The organism is Plantibacter cousiniae (nom. nud.), from assembly GCF_977070315.1.
In genome coordinates this window covers 297,702-314,627 of sequence record NZ_CDRVEU010000002.1, presented here as the reverse complement: position 1 = coordinate 314,627, position 16,926 = coordinate 297,702, and the positions used below count along the sequence as shown (strand labels likewise).

The 16,926-nt window shown below is 58.8% G+C and carries 19 protein-coding genes; 15 read left to right on the top strand and 4 right to left on the bottom strand.

Features of this window, described 5'->3' with window-relative positions:
* Positions 1-40 precede the first annotated feature (40 nt).
* From ACW55A_RS05030 to ACW55A_RS04965, 14 genes are all read left to right on the top strand, one after another.
* On the top strand, positions 41-631 hold the full coding sequence (locus tag ACW55A_RS05030) for a GNAT family N-acetyltransferase (RefSeq protein WP_498810715.1): 591 nt from the start codon (positions 41-43) through the stop codon (positions 629-631).
* A 30-nt stretch (positions 632-661) separates the two neighbouring features.
* Entirely contained in the window at positions 662-1,285 is a 624-nt protein-coding gene (locus tag ACW55A_RS05025; protein WP_003369480.1) for a glutathione S-transferase family protein, read from the top strand.
* A gap of 70 nt (positions 1,286-1,355) precedes the next feature.
* Positions 1,356-1,781: a DUF3830 family protein gene (locus tag ACW55A_RS05020; protein WP_003369482.1), complete on the top strand. Its 426-nt coding sequence runs from the start codon at positions 1,356-1,358 to the stop codon at positions 1,779-1,781.
* A 115-nt stretch (positions 1,782-1,896) separates the two neighbouring features.
* The gene (locus ACW55A_RS05015) at positions 1,897-2,340 is read left to right on the top strand and encodes a hemerythrin domain-containing protein (protein ID WP_003369485.1); all 444 of its coding nucleotides are present in this window, start codon (positions 1,897-1,899) and stop codon (positions 2,338-2,340) included.
* A 48-nt stretch (positions 2,341-2,388) separates the two neighbouring features.
* On the top strand, positions 2,389-2,748 hold the full coding sequence (locus ACW55A_RS05010; RefSeq protein WP_003369487.1) for a hypothetical protein: 360 nt from the start codon (positions 2,389-2,391) through the stop codon (positions 2,746-2,748).
* 416 nt (positions 2,749-3,164) lie between these two features.
* The gene (locus ACW55A_RS05005; protein WP_003402731.1) at positions 3,165-3,959 is read left to right on the top strand and encodes a transporter substrate-binding protein; all 795 of its coding nucleotides are present in this window, start codon (positions 3,165-3,167) and stop codon (positions 3,957-3,959) included.
* Positions 3,960-4,022: 63 nt separating this feature from the next.
* Positions 4,023-4,685, top strand: coding sequence for an amino acid ABC transporter permease (locus ACW55A_RS05000; RefSeq protein ID WP_498810716.1), 663 nt, complete (start codon positions 4,023-4,025; stop codon positions 4,683-4,685).
* A 9-nt stretch (positions 4,686-4,694) separates the two neighbouring features.
* Positions 4,695-5,357, top strand: coding sequence for an amino acid ABC transporter permease (locus ACW55A_RS04995; protein WP_003434088.1), 663 nt, complete (start codon positions 4,695-4,697; stop codon positions 5,355-5,357).
* Complete coding sequence (locus ACW55A_RS04990; RefSeq protein WP_003345505.1) at positions 5,354-6,139, top strand: amino acid ABC transporter ATP-binding protein; 786 nt, start codon at positions 5,354-5,356, stop codon at positions 6,137-6,139. Before ACW55A_RS04995 ends, ACW55A_RS04990 begins: the two co-directional genes overlap by 4 nt.
* Positions 6,140-6,179: 40 nt before the next feature.
* Complete coding sequence (locus ACW55A_RS04985) at positions 6,180-6,566, top strand: RidA family protein (protein ID WP_003369497.1); 387 nt, start codon at positions 6,180-6,182, stop codon at positions 6,564-6,566.
* An 82-nt stretch (positions 6,567-6,648) separates the two neighbouring features.
* Entirely contained in the window at positions 6,649-7,413 is a 765-nt protein-coding gene (locus ACW55A_RS04980; RefSeq protein WP_044308177.1) for an IclR family transcriptional regulator, read from the top strand.
* 16 nt (positions 7,414-7,429) lie between these two features.
* Positions 7,430-8,632, top strand: a complete 1,203-nt coding sequence (locus ACW55A_RS04975) for an amino acid deaminase (protein ID WP_003434087.1) — start codon at positions 7,430-7,432, stop codon at positions 8,630-8,632.
* Between the two features lie 27 nt (positions 8,633-8,659).
* Positions 8,660-9,583 (top strand): 2-dehydro-3-deoxygluconokinase, encoded by a 924-nt coding sequence (gene kdgK, locus ACW55A_RS04970; protein WP_498810717.1) that lies wholly within the window; start codon positions 8,660-8,662, stop codon positions 9,581-9,583.
* A 129-nt stretch (positions 9,584-9,712) separates the two neighbouring features.
* Entirely contained in the window at positions 9,713-12,205 is a 2,493-nt protein-coding gene (locus ACW55A_RS04965) for a UvrD-helicase domain-containing protein (RefSeq protein WP_498810718.1), read from the top strand.
* A 10-nt stretch (positions 12,206-12,215) separates the two neighbouring features.
* Here the strand turns inward: ACW55A_RS04965 and ACW55A_RS04960 are convergent, their stop codons facing one another.
* Complete coding sequence (locus ACW55A_RS04960; RefSeq protein WP_003420677.1) at positions 12,216-12,482, bottom strand: DUF1652 domain-containing protein; 267 nt, start codon at positions 12,480-12,482, stop codon at positions 12,216-12,218.
* Between the two features lie 389 nt (positions 12,483-12,871).
* On the opposite strand from ACW55A_RS04960, the gene ACW55A_RS04955 reads away from it, so the two are divergent.
* Positions 12,872-13,951, top strand: a complete 1,080-nt coding sequence (locus ACW55A_RS04955) for a polyamine ABC transporter substrate-binding protein (RefSeq protein WP_498810719.1) — start codon at positions 12,872-12,874, stop codon at positions 13,949-13,951.
* A gap of 6 nt (positions 13,952-13,957) precedes the next feature.
* Here the strand turns inward: ACW55A_RS04955 and ACW55A_RS04950 are convergent, their stop codons facing one another.
* From ACW55A_RS04950 to ACW55A_RS04940, 3 genes are read right to left on the bottom strand one after another with little or no spacing between them, the layout of a single operon-like run.
* A complete protein-coding gene (locus tag ACW55A_RS04950; RefSeq protein WP_003434081.1) occupies positions 13,958-14,656 on the bottom strand; it encodes an ABC transporter ATP-binding protein in 699 nt (232 codons plus the stop codon).
* 18 nt (positions 14,657-14,674) lie between these two features.
* Positions 14,675-15,511 carry an ABC transporter permease gene (locus tag ACW55A_RS04945; RefSeq protein ID WP_498810720.1) on the bottom strand — a complete coding sequence of 279 codons (837 nt, stop codon included), beginning with the start codon at positions 15,509-15,511 and terminating at the stop codon, positions 14,675-14,677.
* Entirely contained in the window at positions 15,508-16,518 is a 1,011-nt protein-coding gene (locus ACW55A_RS04940) for an aliphatic sulfonate ABC transporter substrate-binding protein (protein WP_151341960.1), read from the bottom strand. Before ACW55A_RS04940 ends, ACW55A_RS04945 begins: the two co-directional genes overlap by 4 nt.
* Positions 16,519-16,926: the final 408 nt, after the last annotated feature.

Sequence of the window (16,926 nt, the reverse complement as noted above, 5' to 3'; positions counted from 1 at the left end):
ACGGCCCGGTCCTGCTGCCGGGCCGATTCTTGTGTCAGGTATGATTCCGCCATCTGTCTACCTGACGCCGGGAATCCACCGTCTGATGATCACTCCCTCTTCAATGACCATTACCCTGCGTGATGCTGCCTCTGCGGACGCGTTGTGCCTTGCGGCGCTCGGCATGCAGGTTTTTCTCGATACCTACGCAACGCAGGGCATTCGACAATCCATCGCCCGCGAAGCGCTGGAAGCTTTCTCGCCTGCGAACTTCGCACAACTGCTCATCGAGCCGACGACATTGATCATCGTTGCGGAGTCGCAAGGGCATTTGATTGGCTTTGCTCAGGTCGCGTTGCGCACCGATCATGCAATGCTGGGCGTATCGACCGCTGCCGAGTTGCAACGGCTCTATGTGCAGGAACGTTTTACAGGGCGTGGAGCAGGGCGGCTGTTACTCGAAGCCGCCGAGCGGCGTGCAACAAGCCGTCACGCCTCGCTATTATGGGCGACGGTCTGGGTTGGCAACCCGCGCGCGCTGGCGTTTTACCCTCGTCAAGGCTATGAATTGAAAGGTGCTCCGCACTATGTGTTTCAGGGCGAGACACATGAGAATCACCTGTTTGCCAAATCGCTGATGACCACTGACTGACACGACGTTGCTGTGCAACAAGGACGCTGAATGCTGCGCATACTGGGCAAGACCTCCTCGATCAACGTACGAAAAGTACTCTGGACCTGCGAGGAACTGAAGATACCCTTCACTCAGGAAGACTGGGGGTCAGGCTTCAAACCTGCCAACACGGACGAGTTTGTCGCGCTCAACCCGAATGCCATGGTGCCGGTTATCGTGGATGATGACTTCGTGCTTTGGGAGTCCAACAGCATCGTTCGCTATCTGGCCAACCGTTATGCTGGCGACGCTGTTTATCCGCTGGATCCACGTGCCAGAGCGCAGGCCGATCAGTGGATCGACTGGCAAGGCTCGGATCTGAACAGATCATGGAGCTATGCCTTCATGTCACTGGTGCGACGCTCGAGCGAGCACCAGGACCCTGTCGCCATAGCCGCTTCCTGTGCCCAGTGGGCCAGGCATATGCAAATACTCGACAGGCAACTGGAAAAGACTGGCGCCTATGTCTGCGGCGAGCGTTTTACCCTGGCTGACATCCCCATCGGTCTTTCAGTCAATCGCTGGTTCGAGACGCCTCTTGAGCATCCCGACCTGCCCGCCGTCAATGCGTATTACGAACGCCTGAGCCATCGCTCCGGCTACCTTTTGTATGGGCGTAACGGAACTCCGTGACGGCTTGTCGGGCTCGCGTTTATCCTTGGGCACCATTCTGAGCCTTGTTGTCTGTTAAGGAGTCGTTGAAGTGACCACCATCAAAATCACCGCGGGCGGATACGAGTTTCTCGCCGAAACCCATCCGGACGCGCCGCAAACGGTGGAGGCGTTTCTCAAGCTGCTGCCTTATCGGCAGAAATTCATCCATGTACGCTGGAGCGGCGAGGGCTGCTGGGTGCCGCTGGATGATTATCAGCTCAAGCTGGATGACGCATTGATCGGTTTCGAGAACGCAACCAGCCATCCTTCGGTGGGCGACATTCTTTTCTACCCGGGCGGTTACAGCGAAACCGAGATTATCCTTGCCTACGGTTCGTGTTGTTTCGCCAGCAAGATGGGGCAGTTGGCGGGCAACCATTTTCTGACCATCACTCAGGGCAAGGAAAACCTGCGCAAGCTGGGCGTGAAGACGCTTTGGGAGGGCGCTCAGGATGTGGTTTTCGAGCGTGCTTGAGTCTGCCGTTATTGCGCGATACGCATTTGCCAGTATTTGGTGGAACTGCTGATCTTCGACAGGGGTCTAGTCCACGATGCTTCCAGCTCCCGGAAGCCGACCTGGAGATACGCCCTTGAATATTTTCGAAGCCCTGCGCGAAAGCCATGACCGTCAACGCAGCTACGCTGACGCCCTGATCCAGACCAGTGGCGACAGCGCCGAGCGCGAGAAGGCCTACAAACAGCTCAAGGAAGAACTGCAGGCCCACGAAACGGCCGAAGAACGGTTTTTCTACATTCCTCTGATGGCCCACGACAATGGCGTGGATCTGAGCCGTCACGCCATTTCCGAGCATCATGAGATGGACGAGATGATGGAAGAGCTCGATGAAACTGAAATGTCGAGCCCGGCCTGGCTGGCCACTGCGAAAAAATTGTCGGAAAAAGTGCACCACCACCTGAAAGAAGAAGAGCAGAAGTTCTTCCAGATGGCGGGCAAATTGCTCGACGAAAAGCAGAAACAGAGTCTGGCCGGCGAATACGTGAAGGAATACGAAGAGCAATTGGCTGAGGGTTGATAGCGCTGTGCAGTGCTAGAATCGGCTTTTTATCAGCGAAGGCATGACATGAAGTTTCTGTTTCTGACAAGCGCGACGGTGATTGCGGCAACCTTATTGACCGGGTGTGCAGCGCCTTCCAGTGCTGCACGTGCCGCAGGACCCTACAAGGTCCTGTCGAGCACCAAGCAGGATGCCGCCGTTGCCCAGTGCATTCAGGTGACCTGGCAGAACGAAGCCATGTTCGGCACGTCCTCTGACGTGTTCCTTCATGACCTCTCCGGCGGCGGCTTCACCGTGTTTACCACTGAGTCGACCTACTTCGCTGACGTGCGCGGCAAGGGCCCGACCACTGCCGTTGAGTTCTATGCCCCGCAAGGCGATGCTCAGGCCGCATTGCGCTCTGCGGCCATTGCTACCTGCCTTTAAGTCTTTTCACACTCACACCTCTCATTCCCATGAGCCCGCGTGGGAATGCCGTTCTGGACGCGTTGCGTGCGCCCACTCATGCTTCGGGCTTGACCGGGTCGATACTCCACGCCCGATAACAGCGCATATGCACAAGAGTGGGGCCCTAGCACTCAGATATGGCAATCGGTAGCGTTACCTGCGCAATGCGCCCCCGCGTCTCCGCTCCAAGCCAAAATTCCAGTCTGTTGATTTATCTAGACTTTTTCATGCGGTGTTCTCCGCGCGTCCTCTGTGGCACACTTTCTGCTGTCTATTCCGTTGTTACATACCTGTATCCGCTATAGCGGAATAACGAATACTTCGGCGGAGTTTAAGTCATGCATCGCGGACCTTCCTTTGTGAAAGCTTGTGCCTTTGTTCTTTCAGCTTCATTCATGCTGGCCAATACGGTGCAGGCAGCCGAAGGCAGCAAACTGGATGCAGTATTGAAACGTGGCAATCTGGTGGTAGGCACGGGCAGTACCAATGCCCCGTGGCACTTTCAGGGCGCGGACGGCAAGTTGCAGGGCTTCGATATCGACATTGGCAGAATCATCGCCAAAGGCCTGTTCAATGACCCGAGCAAGGTGGAATTTGTCGTGCAGTCCTCGGATGCACGTATCCCCAACCTGCTGACCGACAAGGTCGACATCAGCTGCCAGTTCATCACCGTTACCGCCAGTCGCGCACAGCAGGTGGCATTCACCTTGCCCTACTACCGCGAGGGTGTGGCGCTGCTGTTGCCTGCCAATAGCAAGTACAAGGAAATCGATGACCTGAAGGCAGCAGGTGACGATGTGACCGTGGCCGTCCTGCAAAACGTGTACGCCGAGGAACTGGTGCATCAGGCACTGCCCAAAGCCAAGGTCGATCAGTACGACAGCGTCGACCTGATGTACCAGGCGATCAACTCCGGGCGCGCCGATACAGCGGCCACCGATCAGTCTTCGGTCAAGTACCTGATGGTGCAGAACCCTGGTCGCTACCGTTCGCCTGCCTTTGCCTGGAGCCCGCAAACCTATGCCTGCGCGGTCAAGCGTGGCGATCAGGACTGGCTGAACTTCGTCAACACCGCGTTGCATGAAGCCATGACCGGTGTCGAGTTCCCGGCTTACGCGGCGTCTTTCAAGCAGTGGTTCGGTGTCGATCTGCCGGTGCCTGCAATCGGCTTTCCGATGGAATACAAATAAGGCCACTCTGACCTTCAGCGGCAGGGCAGGCCCTCGGGCTTTCCCTGCCAGGTACGGGCAAGCATGAATTACCAATTGAATTTTGATGCCGTGTGGCGCGACTTCCCCAGCCTTCTGGCGGGGTTGGGCCTTGGCCTGGAACTGGCCCTGATCTCGATCGCGATTGGTTGTGTGATCGGGCTGGCGAATGCATTTGCGCTGCTGTCACGTTACAAGGCGTTGCGTATCGTCGCGTCGATCTATGTAACGGTGGTACGCAATACGCCGATCCTGGTGTTGATCCTGCTGATCTACTTCGCGTTGCCCGGGCTGGGCATTCGACTCGACAAGCTGGCGTCATTCATCGTCACGTTGTCGCTGTACGCCGGTGCCTATCTGACCGAAGTGTTCCGTGCCGGGCTGCTGAGCATCCATAAAGGGCAGCGTGAAGCGGGGCTGGCGATCGGCCTGGGCGAATGGCAGGTGCGGGCATATATCATCGTGCCGGTGATGTTGCGCAATGTATTGCCGGCGCTCTCCAATAACTTCATTTCGCTGTTCAAGGACACCTCGCTGGCGGCCGCCATTGCCGTGCCGGAGCTGACCTACTACGCGCGCAAGATCAACGTCGAAAGCTACCGGGTGATCGAAACCTGGCTGGTGACCACAGCACTCTATGTGGTGGCCTGCTACGTGATCGCTTTGTTTCTGCGCACCCTCGAACAACGTCTGGCGATTCACCGCTAGGAGGCTGTCATGTATCAACCCCCTGGCTGGTTGCAGGAATTGTGGAATGCGCGGGAAGTGCTCTGGTCCGGCTTTCTGACCAGTATCCAGTGCTCGGCGCTGGCGATTGCCGCAGGTACGCTGATCGGCATGCTGGCCGGTCTGGTGCTGACCTACGGCGGTTTTTTCGCCCGCTTGCCGATTCGGCTCTATGTGGATCTGATTCGCGGGACTCCGGTGTTCGTGCTGGTGCTGGCGGTCTTTTACATGGTGCCGGCGCTGGGTTGGCAGATCAGCGCGTTTCAGGCCGGCGCAATAGGCCTGACGCTGTTCTGCGGCTCTCACGTTTCGGAAATCGTGCGCGGCGCCCTGCAGGCCATTCCCCGTGGCCAACTGGAAGCCGGCAAGGCCATCGGTCTGCGCTTCGGCCAGTCGCTGCGCTATGTGTTGCTGCCTCAGGCCATGCGCCAGATCCTGCCGACCTGGGTCAACTCCTCAACCGAGATCGTCAAGGCGTCGACGCTGCTTTCGGTGATCGGTGTGGCTGAACTGCTGCTCAGCACCCAGCAGGTGATTGCGCGCACGTTCATGACCCTGGAGTTCTACCTGTTTGCAGGTTTCCTGTTCTTTCTCATCAACTACGCCATCGAGCTTCTTGGGCGGCAAATCGAAAAACGGGTGGCATTGCCATGACACAGACTCATAACCCCGGCCCGGCGCTGCTCAGCATCGAGGGCCTGCATAAATCCTACGGCGCAGTGGAGGTGCTAAAGGGTGTCGATCTGCGCATGCAGAAAGGCAATGTCGTGACCCTGATCGGTTCCAGCGGCTCGGGCAAGACCACCTTGCTGCGCTGCGTCAACCTGCTGGAAGAGTTTCAGGGCGGGCATATCCGTCTTGAGGGGCAGGACATCGGCTACAGCAACGTAGACGGCAAGCGCACCCGCCATCCGGAGCGTCTGATCGCGCAACACCGGGCAATGACCGGCATGGCCTTCCAGCAATTCAACCTGTTTCCGCACCTCAGCGCCTTGCAGAACGTCACCCTGGGCTTGCTCAAGGTCAAGAAGATGCCCAAGGATCAAGCCGTTGCGCTGGCCGAAAAGTGGCTGGACCGGGTCGGCCTGCTGGAGCGGCGCAATCACTTCCCCGGTCAGTTGTCCGGCGGGCAGCAGCAGCGTGTGGCGATTGCCCGCGCCATTGCCATGAACCCCAGCCTGATGTTGTTTGACGAAGTCACTTCGGCACTCGATCCGGAGCTGGTGGGCGAAGTGCTGAGCGTCATCAAGGACCTGGCCGAGGAGGGTATGACCATGCTGCTGGTGACGCACGAAATGCGTTTCGCCTACGAAGTGTCGGACCAGATCGTGTTCATGAATCAGGGCCGCATCGAAGAGCAGGGGCCACCCAAGGCCTTGTTCGAGCAGCCGAAGTCGGCGCGCTTGAGCGAGTTTCTCAAGAACATCCGTTTTTAAACGTTCACTACGTCCAATGCTTCAAGACAAGGAAAAACTCATGACTATTACCCGTTATGGCGCAGGCAGCACAGCAGGAGGCGGCCAGCCACGCCCATTCGCTCGCGCCGTCGAGGCTGACGGCTGGTTGCACGTTTCCGGCCAGGTACCTGCGCTGGATGGCGAGATCATCGTCGGCGGCATCGTCGAGCAGACGCACCAGACCATGCGCAACCTGATCGCAATTCTTGAAGAGGCCGGTTATGCGCTCAAGGATGTGATCCGGGTCGGTGTATGGCTGGAGGACCCGCGGGACTTCTGGAGTTTCAACAAAGTATTCGGTGAGTACTTCACCCCCGAGCATGCGCCGGCACGCGCTTGCGTTCAGGCCAGCATGATGGTCGACTGCAAGGTCGAAATCGACTGTATTGCCTACAAGCGCAAATAGCACACGTGCAGCCACACGTTGCAAGCCGGAAGCCCGATCACCTGAGGCTTTTGGCTTGCCGCTTTCCCAAGGAACGAATCTCATGACCGAAGACACTATCAAGCGCCGGGCACGTGGACTGGACCGGGCGTTCGATATCCTGGATTTTCTCAAGGAAAAGGCCAGGCCCATGCGCCCCAATGAGATTGCCAGCGGGATCGGCAGCCCCAAATCGACGGTTTACGAGCTGGTGGCATCGTTGCTGGAGCGGCGGATTCTGGAGACGGTGGGCAAGGACGGGCATGTCTATCTGGGCCGTCAATTGTATTTTCTGGGGCAGGCACACTTGCGGCACTTCGATTTCACTCGCGAGGCCGAGGCCTGCCTGTGCGAGATCGTCAGCCAGACGCGGGAAACTGCCCAGATGTGCCTGCTCAATGGTCGCAAATACACCGTGGCGCTGATGAAGGAGGGTGAGCGTCATTTCAGGATTTCTTCGGACATCGGCGAGAACGCGCCCATCCCATGGACGGCGTCCGGACGTCTGTTGCTCAGTCACCTGAGCGATCAGCAGATCATCGACCTGATCGACCCCGACGACTTCATTCTGCCGGGGGGCGAACGTCTGCCGCTGGAGACCTTTCTTCGGGAAATCCGCAAGGCCGGCGAGGAGGGCTTCTTTTCCTTCAATAGCGTGGCTGACACCTTCACCCACTGCTTCGCCGCTCCGGTGAACAACGAACACGGTCAGTGCATCGCTACGCTGTGCATCGTCGCGCCGCGTGCCGATGCCAAGACCCACTACGACGACTATCGGCGGGTGCTGATCGAAAGCGCCAATGGCCTGGCTCGCCGTATCAATGAATAACCGCAGGAGATTACCGATGAGCACCGCCGTAATGGACAAGGGTACTGCGCAGCCGGGTGACAGCCTGGTCAGTGATGTCAGCCTGCCCGCACTGGTAATTCATAATCAGGCGCTGCAACACAATATTCGCTGGATGCAGCAGTTTGTCAGCGACAGCGGTGCAGAGCTGGCACCGCACGGCAAGACCAGTATGGTGCCCGCGCTGTTTCGCCGGCAACTGGACGCAGGCGCATGGGGCATGACACTCGCCACGGCGGTCCAGACGCAGGCCGCTTATGCGCATGGCGTGCGCCGGGTGCTGATGGCCAACCAGTTGGTCGGTGCGCCGAACATGGCAATCGTTGCCGACATGCTGGCTGATCCCATGTTCGAGTTTCACTGCATGGTCGACCATCCGGACAATGTCACTGCGCTGGGCGAGTTTTTCGCTGCGCGTGGCCTGCGTTTGAACGTGATGATCGAATACGGCGTACCTGGCGGGCGTTGCGGCTGCCGTAGCGAAGAGCAGGTGCTGGCGCTGGCCGACGCTGTTCTGGCACAGCCGGCGCTGGCATTGACCGGCATTGAAGGGTACGAGGGCGTCATTCACGGCGACCACGCCATCCAAGGCATCAAGGCCTTTGCCGCATCGCTGGTGCGCCTGGCTGTCGACCTGCAGGACAAGGGCGCCTTCGCCCTGGATCGCCCGATCGTCACAGCCTCCGGCTCGGCCTGGTATGACCTGATCGCCGAAGCCTTCGATGCCCAGTCTGTTCGCGAGCGCTTCCTCAGCGTGCTGCGGCCCGGCAGCTATGTGGTGCATGACCACGGCATCTACAAGGACGCGCAGTGCTGCGTGCTGGATCGGCGCGCCGAATTGAGCGAAGCACTGCGCCCGGCCCTGGAGGTGTGGGCGCATGTGCAATCCCTGCCGGAACCGGGCTTTGCAGTGATTGCCATGGGCAAGCGCGATGTTGCCTACGACGCCGGGTTGCCCAACCCGTTGCTGCGTTACAAGCCAGGCGTGCAATCGGCTGGCGACGATGTGAGCGCCTGCAAGGTGACGGCGGTTATGGACCAGCACGCGTTCATGACGGTTGCACCCGGATGTGAGTTGAAGGTCGGCGATATCATTTCCTTCGGCACCTCGCACCCGTGTCTGACGTTCGACAAGTGGCGTTCAGGTTGCCTGGTGGATAATGACCTGCGCGTGATCGAGTCTTTCAGTACATATTTCTAGTCAAAGTATTTGCAGGAGTATCGTCACATGAGCCTTCCACGGGTCGCCCTGATCGGCGAATGCATGATCGAACTGCAACAACATGCCGATGGCAGTCTGCGCCAGAGCTTCGGCGGCGACACACTCAATACGGCGGTCTACCTTTCCCGATTGCTGGGTGAGCGGGCCAAGGTCGACTACGTTACGGCACTGGGTGACGACAGCTTCAGCGACACGATGTGCCGGATCTGGGCGGACGAGGGCGTCGGTCTGGGCAAGGTGCAGCGCCTGCCCGGACGCTTGCCGGGACTCTACTGCATCCAGACCGACGCCAATGGTGAGCGGCGCTTTCTCTACTGGCGCAACGAAGCTGCCGTGCGGGACTGCTTCATGACCCCGGCGGCCGAGCCGATCCTGGCAGCGCTGGCCAGCTATGACGTGCTGTATTTCAGCGGCATTACCCTGGCAGTGCTTGGCGAGCAGGGGCGTGCCAAACTACTGGAGGCATTGGCGCGTGCGCGTCAGCGCGGAGTCAGGGTCGCCTTCGACAACAACTATCGTCCGCGGCTGTGGGCCAGTGTCGAGCAGGCCCGCGAAGCCTACCGTGCGTGTCTGCAGCATGTGGATCTGGCCTTGCTGACCGAAGACGACGAGCAGGCACTGTATGGCTATGCCGACAGCGAACAGCTGCTGGCCGCCTATCGCGGGCGCGGCATCGGTGAAATCGTCGTCAAGCGTGGCGCGCAGAGTTGCCTCGTCGAAGCCGGCGGCGAACGTTTCGACATCGCAGCGCAGAAGGTCGAGTGTGTGGTCGATACCACGGCTGCGGGTGACTCCTTCAGTGCCGGCTATCTCGCGGCCCGGCTCACGGGTGACCACCCGCTGCAGGCGGCGGAAGCAGGGCATCGTCTGGCCAGTATCGTGATCCAGCACCCAGGCGCGCTGGTGCCCAAGTCGGTCATGCCAGTCTGATAGCACTTGCCACAGAACATGCAGTTGATCGGCTAACACACTGACAGACAAGCATTTCGCTGGAACCCGCGCGAAAATCCGGCCACCATAGGCGACCTTTTCGCCTGCGAGCCCACCACCGGAGTCTGCGTGCCTGACGACCTGCCTTCTGCGCTTCCTCATGACCTGGATGTCGACCTTGTACCGCCCCGGCAATTGCCGTTTTTTCGACGCCTGTTGGCGCGGCTGATGGGGCGTGGTCTTACCGGACTGCGCTCGCAGCACGCGCCCTCATGGTCGCAGGGGCATGCCGACGGTTATCTGAACGGCCACATCGAAGGCGTGCGTGAAGGCTATGAAGAGGGTTATCTGGATGGCCAGGAGTCGGGCCGTCAGGTACTGGTCATCAGCGATACCCGGCCAGCACGGCATCGTGGCCCCAAGGTCGATGATCATCTGTTCGATGACTGGCGACTGGCACTCACACCTGAACTGAAAAAGCGCATCAAGGCCGATGTCGCCGAAAAGCTCCCCGCACATGCCCAGCCCAGCACGGCACAGTGGAAGATGATTTTCAGCGACACGCCGTCTACCTACGTGATTGCCGGGGCGGGCGCGGGCAAGTCCACGTCGCTGGTACTGCGCATTCTGCTGCTGCATCACTACCTGGGCTTCGAACTGAACGCCATGACGGTGGTGACCTTCACCCGCGAGTCGCGCAAGGACTTCATCAGCAAACTGATCGACATCATGGCCCTCTGGGGGCATGCGCTGGAGCAAAAGCAGGCGCGCGAGGTAGTGCGCACCTTCCATTCACGCATTCTGCCGCTGGTGCGCAGTCTGCCGGGGTTTGAGCAGCTGCGCGCGTTCGAGAACCTGAGCAGCCAGTCTTCCGGTCTGGAAGAGGCGGACAGCAACCCCTTCGACTTGCGGATCAACGATGCGCAGCGCCAGCAACTCAATCTCTGCTATCGCGATCTGTACGCTGGCAATGAGCGTTTTCGCGAAGTCATGGCGCCGCTGTATCGCCATGCCCTGCAGCTCAAGGAACTGGACCGCGATCACCCTGATGTGCAGAAACGGGTCGCCGTGACCGAATTGTCCTCGAAACGCGATGAAGAGTGGTGTGACACCGTTGAAGACTTGTGGATCCGCGCCGGGGCCTGGCCTATAAAGGGCATTGAGCCCATGCGCCAAGCTGTTGAAATAAATGGCTTTTCATTTTCGTTTCACGGCTATATCGCTGAGCTGGATGCCTGGGTTGTGCTGGGTCTGGACGCCAGTGAGGACCAGCAACTCAAGCGCCCTGGCGCCAAGCTACCGGTGTGGGCAGAGGGCGTCATAAAGCGCACCCTGTTTCAAGCTTTCTGCAATAAGCCTTTGATATGGATGGATAATTACCAGTCAGCCAATCAGGTTTTGCAATCCCTGGCAGGCGATGCCGTCGCGGGGCCTGGATTCGATTACCGGGTCAAGGGCGAGCTCGGTGCGGCACCCTTGCTGGACTGTTTTGTCACGGCTGCCAGCTTCATCGAGAACCTCGGGCTGGATGTGCCGAGCGCTGTATCCGAGATGAGTTTTGCCAGCGATGACCCGGACCGTTTCTTCTTCGAAGCGCTCAGCCTGTTCTGGAAAGCCTTCGAAACGCACCTGCTGGCTCAATCGCCGCCGATCATGACCTACAACCGCATGTTTGCCTTGTTCGGCGAAACGTCTCCCGAGAACCTCAAGCACGTCAGTGACCCGCTGCTCAGACCCTTGGCGCATTTGATGATCGACGAGTTCCAGGACGTCTCGCCGCAGATCGTTTCATGGCTACGCGCCAGCCTGCGCGAAATCAGGCGTCGTGGTCCGGCATTGCACACCGGCCGCATCGCTCAGCACTCATCGTTGCTGTGTGTCGGTGACGATTGGCAGTCGATCTACGGCTGGCGCGGCAGTTCACCGAAATACTTCATGGAGTTCGCAAAGGAGTTTTCCTCCCCGGCGACCACCAAGGTCATGCTCAGCGACAATTTTCGCAGTCATCAGCACATCATCGACGCCGCCGAGCACATCGTCCGTGCGGCCCCGGCTATCCCTGGCAAGAAGGCCCGCGCCAGTGGCACGCTCCAGGAGCTGCTGCCGGTCAAGGTACTGGATCGCGATGAGGACGAGCTTGCCGAGCGGGTCGCCGAGCACTATCACGATGGCGACTCGATCCTGCTGCTGTACCGCAAGGGCAGCGAGAAGGCACGTTTCTCGACGCGCCTGCAGGTATTGATCGACGCTGATTCGGCAAATGGCGCGCAGAATCGCCGCATCCGAACGCTGACCTACCACAGTTCCAAGGGCTTGCAGGCGGATGCCGTATTTCTGCTGGGCGATTGTCAGCATCTGACCGTCTCGCCATACAAGAATCAGGTTTACCGGTTGGCAGGGCTGGGTGATGCGAGTGATCTTCAGCCATTCGATACAGCACAGAAGGATGAAGTCTTGCGTCTGGCCTATGTCGCCATTACTCGCTCGGCGCGGCACTGTTATTGGTATATCGATGAAAGCGCCAGTTCGGGAGAAGCAGTTCAGATGCCCAAAGCGTCAGACAGGATTGCCCGCGACAAGCCTTTCTTCGAAGACCTGCGTAACAGGGTTCGTGCTGGCTGAGGCGTTCATGTCAGATGAAACCGGCGATCTGTCGTTGCGTCTGAGTGCCGAATAACTCCAGCTCGTCCTCGATCGCTTCGATGATGCGCTCCACGTCTGCGGCATTCATCACGGTAGAACAGGGCAGGCCGGCAATGGCGACCACGGTCTCACCGCTGGCACGGTCGAAAAGTCGCGCAATCATGCTCCCTGGCGCATCCATCGAGGCTTCAAAGCCCACGGGATGGAAGTGCCAGCGCATCAGTTGGCATGCATTGGGGAATGTGACTTTAGTCATGACGGTGGCCCACCTGAATCAATCGAGCACTTCCCTTGCTCCAATGGGTAGGCAGACAGCCAGAATGCGTCCGGTAAAGCCATGATGACGAGACGATGACCAGCAGTACGCATCATCGGTCGGTCAAGTTGCTTTCCAGCAGGATCGCTGAGCGGTCTGACGAATACTGAAAATAGCATTTGCCAGTGCCGTTCTGGAAAAATTTTTTATGACGCAGCATAAAAAAATCAATTATATGACCGGTGTCATTCGAAGGTATTAATGGGCACGCTCCATGCATCTGCCGAGCCGCTGCCGCAAGTCCTTCAACGGACTGAATTTGCCGTGACGAGGATGGTTTTCGTGCCGGGTCTGGGGCAAGCTGTCGCTATTGACCCGAGGAACTGCACATGCTGAGAAAATCCCTTGCCGCACTGGTGTTGCTGGCCTCCACCAGTCACGCGGCGGAGACGGTCAATATCTACAACTGGACGGACTATATGGCGCCGGACACCCTGAAGAATTTCGAAGCCGCCACCGGCTTCAAGACCACTTACCAAACCTTTGAAACCAATGAGGCGCTGAACGCAAAACTGCTGGCCGGCCACTCAGGCTACGATGTGGTTTTTCCGTCCATTCATTTCATGGGAAGACAAATCCAGAGTGGGCTGCTCAAAACCCTCGACAAGCGTCAATTGCCCAACTGGAAAAACCTCAACCCGGTCCTGCTCAAGGCGCTGGAGGGCAGTGACCCCGGTAATCAGCATGGTTTCCCCTATCTGTGGGGCAGTACCGGCATCGGCTATGACGTAGCCAAGGTCAAGGCCATCCTCGGCAAGGATGTACCGCTCGATTCATGGGATCTGGTGCTCAAGCCGGAAAACATGAAAAAACTCGCCCAATGCGGTGTCGTATTTCTCGACAGCGCACCGGCTCTTCTGCCGATCACCCTGAATTACCTTGGCTTGCCGCCGCACAGTGAAGTGCCTGACGACTACCGTCAGGCAAAGGCGGTACTGGACAGCGTACGGCCGTACATACGCAATTTCAGCTCTGCCGATTACATCGCCGACCTCGCGAAGGGCAGTATTTGTGTCGCAGTGGGCTATTCCGGGGATATTTCCCAGGCTCAGGAGCAGGCGCAGAAAGAAGGCAATGGCTTTACCATCGATTATGTCGTTCCGAAGGAGGGCGCACCCATGTGGTTCGACATGGTCGCCATACCGGCTGACGCCACCGATACCAAGGGCGCCTACGCGTTTCTGAATTACCTATTGCGCCCCGAAGTGATCGCCAACATCACCAATACGGTGCATTACGCCAATGGCAATGAAAAGGCCGACGCGCTGATCGGTCCCGGCCTGTGGACCGATACCACGGTGTACCCGGACGCCGACATGTTGAGCCGCCTGTTCGTGATGTCTCAGGTCTCGGACACTATCAATACGTTGCGCGAGAAGCTCTGGGACACATTCAGGGCCGGCAGGTAACGCTGTTCAGATGACATGGGCCTGCTGCAGCTCGGTCAGCGCCTGAGCCTTCAATCGCGCCAGCAGCGGATCGCGACGATCCCTCGGCGTCTGCAGCCCGACCGGCAAATCGTGGGTGATTGTGCCGGGACGGCTGCCCATCACCAGCACACGGTCACTCAGGTACAACGCCTCGTCGACATCATGGGTCACCAGCAACAGGGTGATGGCATGGCGCGCAGCCAGTTGCAGCAGCAGGTCCTGAAGCTTCATCCGGGTAAACGCATCGACTGCGCTGAACGGTTCATCCAGCAGCAACACCGCCGGGTGCGAATACAGGCCGCGCGCGATCGCCACACGCTGCGCCATGCCACCTGACAGCGCTTTGGGCAAGGCGTCGGCAAAACCGGACAGGCCCACTTCTTCGATCAATTGACCGACCCAGCGGCGGTCGTAGCGGTCATCATCACTGAAACCGATATTCTGTGCGACGGTCAGCCAGGGCATCAGGCGCGGCTCTTGAAACACGAACGCCACTTCGCCCTGAATGCGCCGCACCGAGCCACGAAAATCCTGCTCCAGTCCGGCGACAATTCTCAGCAGCGTGCTTTTGCCGCAGCCGCTGGGGCCCAGCAGGCTGACGATTTCCCCCGACTGTAGCGACAGATCGATGCCGTGCAGTACGGTATTGCCCGCAAATGCCTTGTGGTCGACGCGTATGTCCATCAGTGATTCCGGCATCTATCAACCCTCACGGCTTTGCCCGTTGAATGTGTCGCGCCAGGCCAGGAAGCGTTTCTCCAGGTTTGCCAGCAGACCGTCGCTGAGTTTGCCCAGTGTGGCCAGAACGATGATGGCCGCCAGCACGATGTCCGGGCGCGAGGTTTCGCGTCCGTCACTGAGCAGGTAGCCCAGGCCTTTGGTGGCCGCGATCAGCTCGGCAAACATCCACGACAGGCTCATGCCGCTGCGCAAACCGGTAAACAGGCCGGGCAGGGCGGCGGGCAGAAGAATACGCCGGGTCAGGCGATAGCGGCTCAAGCCATACATCTGGCCGACTTCCACCAGCTTTCTGTCAATGCCTCGAATCGCGGCCACGCCGTTGAGGTAGACCGGAAAGAACGCGCCGATGGCAATCAGCACGATTTTCGATGTTTCGCCAATGCCCAGCCACAACAGCAGAAGCGGCACCCAAGCCAGGCTTGGAATGGAGCGAAGCCCGGCGAACGTCGGCTCCAGATACGCCTCTGCTTCACGACTGAGCCCCACCCACGCAGCAAACACCAGGGCCAGGCTCGCGCCGATCACAAAGCCGCTGAGCACACGCAACAGACTGGCACTGATGTGCTTCCACAACGCACCGTCCGCCAGATCGCGAAGGGTCAGCACGATCTCGCTGGGCGCTGGCATCTGGTAGGCAGGCAGCCAGCCGATACGGACGATAACTTCCAGCAGGACGATGATCGCCGCCGGCACCACCAGGCCCTTGAGTGGCGTTCGGTAGCGCTGCCAAAGCGTTGGTTGCGACTTGTCCGGTGCTGCCTGCGCTGATGCAGACAACGCTTTGTCCCGGCTGGTCATGGAGTGGCGATCACGGCTTTGGAGAATTCAGGCGTGATCAGTTGATCGATGACCTGCTCGACATTGACGCCTTTGCGCACCAGATCCTCGGAAACCAGAATCGGCGCCGCGGCCTTGGACGCTTCCATGTCTTTCGCGCTCAGTTGCGGGTTGCTCAGGTCTGTGCGGGTCAATTGCAGCCTGGCGACTTCCAGCGGCAAACCCGACTCGGTCGCCAGCAGCCTGGCCAGCTCGTCAGGGTTTTTCACTGCCCATTCCCGAGCCTGCTCATAAGCGCTCAATACTGTTCTGATCGCCTGTGGATGTTCCCTGGCGTAGGTTTCCGTGACGCTCAGTACGCCATAGCTGTTGAAGTCCTTGTTGCGGTAAAGCAGGCGCGAGCCGGACTGTATTTCACTGGCCGCCATGTGCGGGTCAAGCCCTGCCCAGGCATCTACGTCGCCTTTTTCGAGGGCGGTGCGTCCATCGGGATGCTGCAGGTGCAGCAACTCGACATCATCCTTTTTCAGCCCGGCCTTCTGCAGCGCGCGCAAGGTGAACAGATAAGGGTCGGTGCCTTTGGTGGCGGCTATTTTCTTGCCTTTGAGTTCGGCAACCGATTGCAGGGGAGAATCCTTGCGCACCACCAGAGCCGTCCATTCTGCCCGGCTGTAGACATACACCGATTTGATCGGGCTGCCATTGGCCCGGGCCAGCACCGCAGACAGGCTGGCCGACGATGCAAAGTCGACGCTGCCACTGTTCAGGTATTCCAGCGAGCGGTTGCTGCCCTGGCTCAACACCCAGGTGACTTTCGCCTCCGGCAGGGCTTTCTCCAGCCAGCCAAAATGCTTGAGCGCCAGGCTGACCGGCGAATAGTAGGCATAGTCCAGACGGATTTCGGCAGGTACGGCCTCGGCGGCCTGCACCGCGCCGTTGAGGCTCAACGCCAATACGCAGGTGCTGGCCATCCAGCGAATCAGCGCACGGGGAGACAGCAACCGAAAGGAAACGGAGGGTTGTGGCATAGAGGCATCCAGGTCAGGAAAACTAGAGCCGCAGCGATCGGCTGGTATATTCCAAAACAGGCAGTTCGCAGGGCGTGAAATTCAGAACAGGAATATTGCACGCTCTATGCCAAACAGCAGGGGCTTGAATTCCGGGGCTTTACGCGGTTTTTCGACGTCCGTGATGTTGATCTGACAGCGGTCTGTTGAATGGCTGTTGCCAGGCAAACAGTCGGTCTTATGCCCCGTCTTTCGACGATTTTTTGACATTTTCTCTGCTTGTCAGACGATTTTTTTTGCCGGTATTGCAACAGAATCGTTTTTTGACACTCTTAATCGTCCACATTCTTAATTTCGAAACATGTGCGCACTAAGATTCGCGCGTGACCCTGTTTGACTGATCCGCAGAAATTTCCAGGGCGAGCTGCA

What these genes read in the sequence shown, in the direction of transcription:
- ACW55A_RS04960 (WP_003420677.1), bottom strand. Translation starts at nt 12,482, where the DNA reads ATGACTAAAGTCACATTCCCCAATGCATGCCAACTGATGCGCTGGCAC.
- ACW55A_RS04985 (WP_003369497.1), top strand. Translation starts at nt 6,180, where the DNA reads ATGACTATTACCCGTTATGGCGCAGGCAGCACAGCAGGAGGCGGCCAG.
- ACW55A_RS04980 (WP_044308177.1), top strand. Translation starts at nt 6,649, where the DNA reads ATGACCGAAGACACTATCAAGCGCCGGGCACGTGGACTGGACCGGGCG.
- ACW55A_RS05030 (WP_498810715.1), top strand. Translation starts at nt 41, where the DNA reads ATGATTCCGCCATCTGTCTACCTGACGCCGGGAATCCACCGTCTGATG.
- ACW55A_RS04955 (WP_498810719.1), top strand. Translation starts at nt 12,872, where the DNA reads ATGCTGAGAAAATCCCTTGCCGCACTGGTGTTGCTGGCCTCCACCAGT.
- ACW55A_RS04940 (WP_151341960.1), bottom strand. Translation starts at nt 16,518, where the DNA reads ATGCCACAACCCTCCGTTTCCTTTCGGTTGCTGTCTCCCCGTGCGCTG.
- ACW55A_RS05005 (WP_003402731.1), top strand. Translation starts at nt 3,165, where the DNA reads ATGCTGGCCAATACGGTGCAGGCAGCCGAAGGCAGCAAACTGGATGCA.
- ACW55A_RS04975 (WP_003434087.1), top strand. Translation starts at nt 7,430, where the DNA reads ATGAGCACCGCCGTAATGGACAAGGGTACTGCGCAGCCGGGTGACAGC.
- ACW55A_RS05000 (WP_498810716.1), top strand. Translation starts at nt 4,023, where the DNA reads ATGAATTACCAATTGAATTTTGATGCCGTGTGGCGCGACTTCCCCAGC.
- ACW55A_RS05025 (WP_003369480.1), top strand. Translation starts at nt 662, where the DNA reads ATGCTGCGCATACTGGGCAAGACCTCCTCGATCAACGTACGAAAAGTA.
- ACW55A_RS04945 (WP_498810720.1), bottom strand. Translation starts at nt 15,511, where the DNA reads ATGACCAGCCGGGACAAAGCGTTGTCTGCATCAGCGCAGGCAGCACCG.
- ACW55A_RS05010 (WP_003369487.1), top strand. Translation starts at nt 2,389, where the DNA reads ATGAAGTTTCTGTTTCTGACAAGCGCGACGGTGATTGCGGCAACCTTA.
- ACW55A_RS04995 (WP_003434088.1), top strand. Translation starts at nt 4,695, where the DNA reads ATGTATCAACCCCCTGGCTGGTTGCAGGAATTGTGGAATGCGCGGGAA.
- ACW55A_RS04990 (WP_003345505.1), top strand. Translation starts at nt 5,354, where the DNA reads ATGACACAGACTCATAACCCCGGCCCGGCGCTGCTCAGCATCGAGGGC.
- ACW55A_RS04950 (WP_003434081.1), bottom strand. Translation starts at nt 14,656, where the DNA reads ATGGACATACGCGTCGACCACAAGGCATTTGCGGGCAATACCGTACTG.
- kdgK (WP_498810717.1), top strand. Translation starts at nt 8,660, where the DNA reads ATGAGCCTTCCACGGGTCGCCCTGATCGGCGAATGCATGATCGAACTG.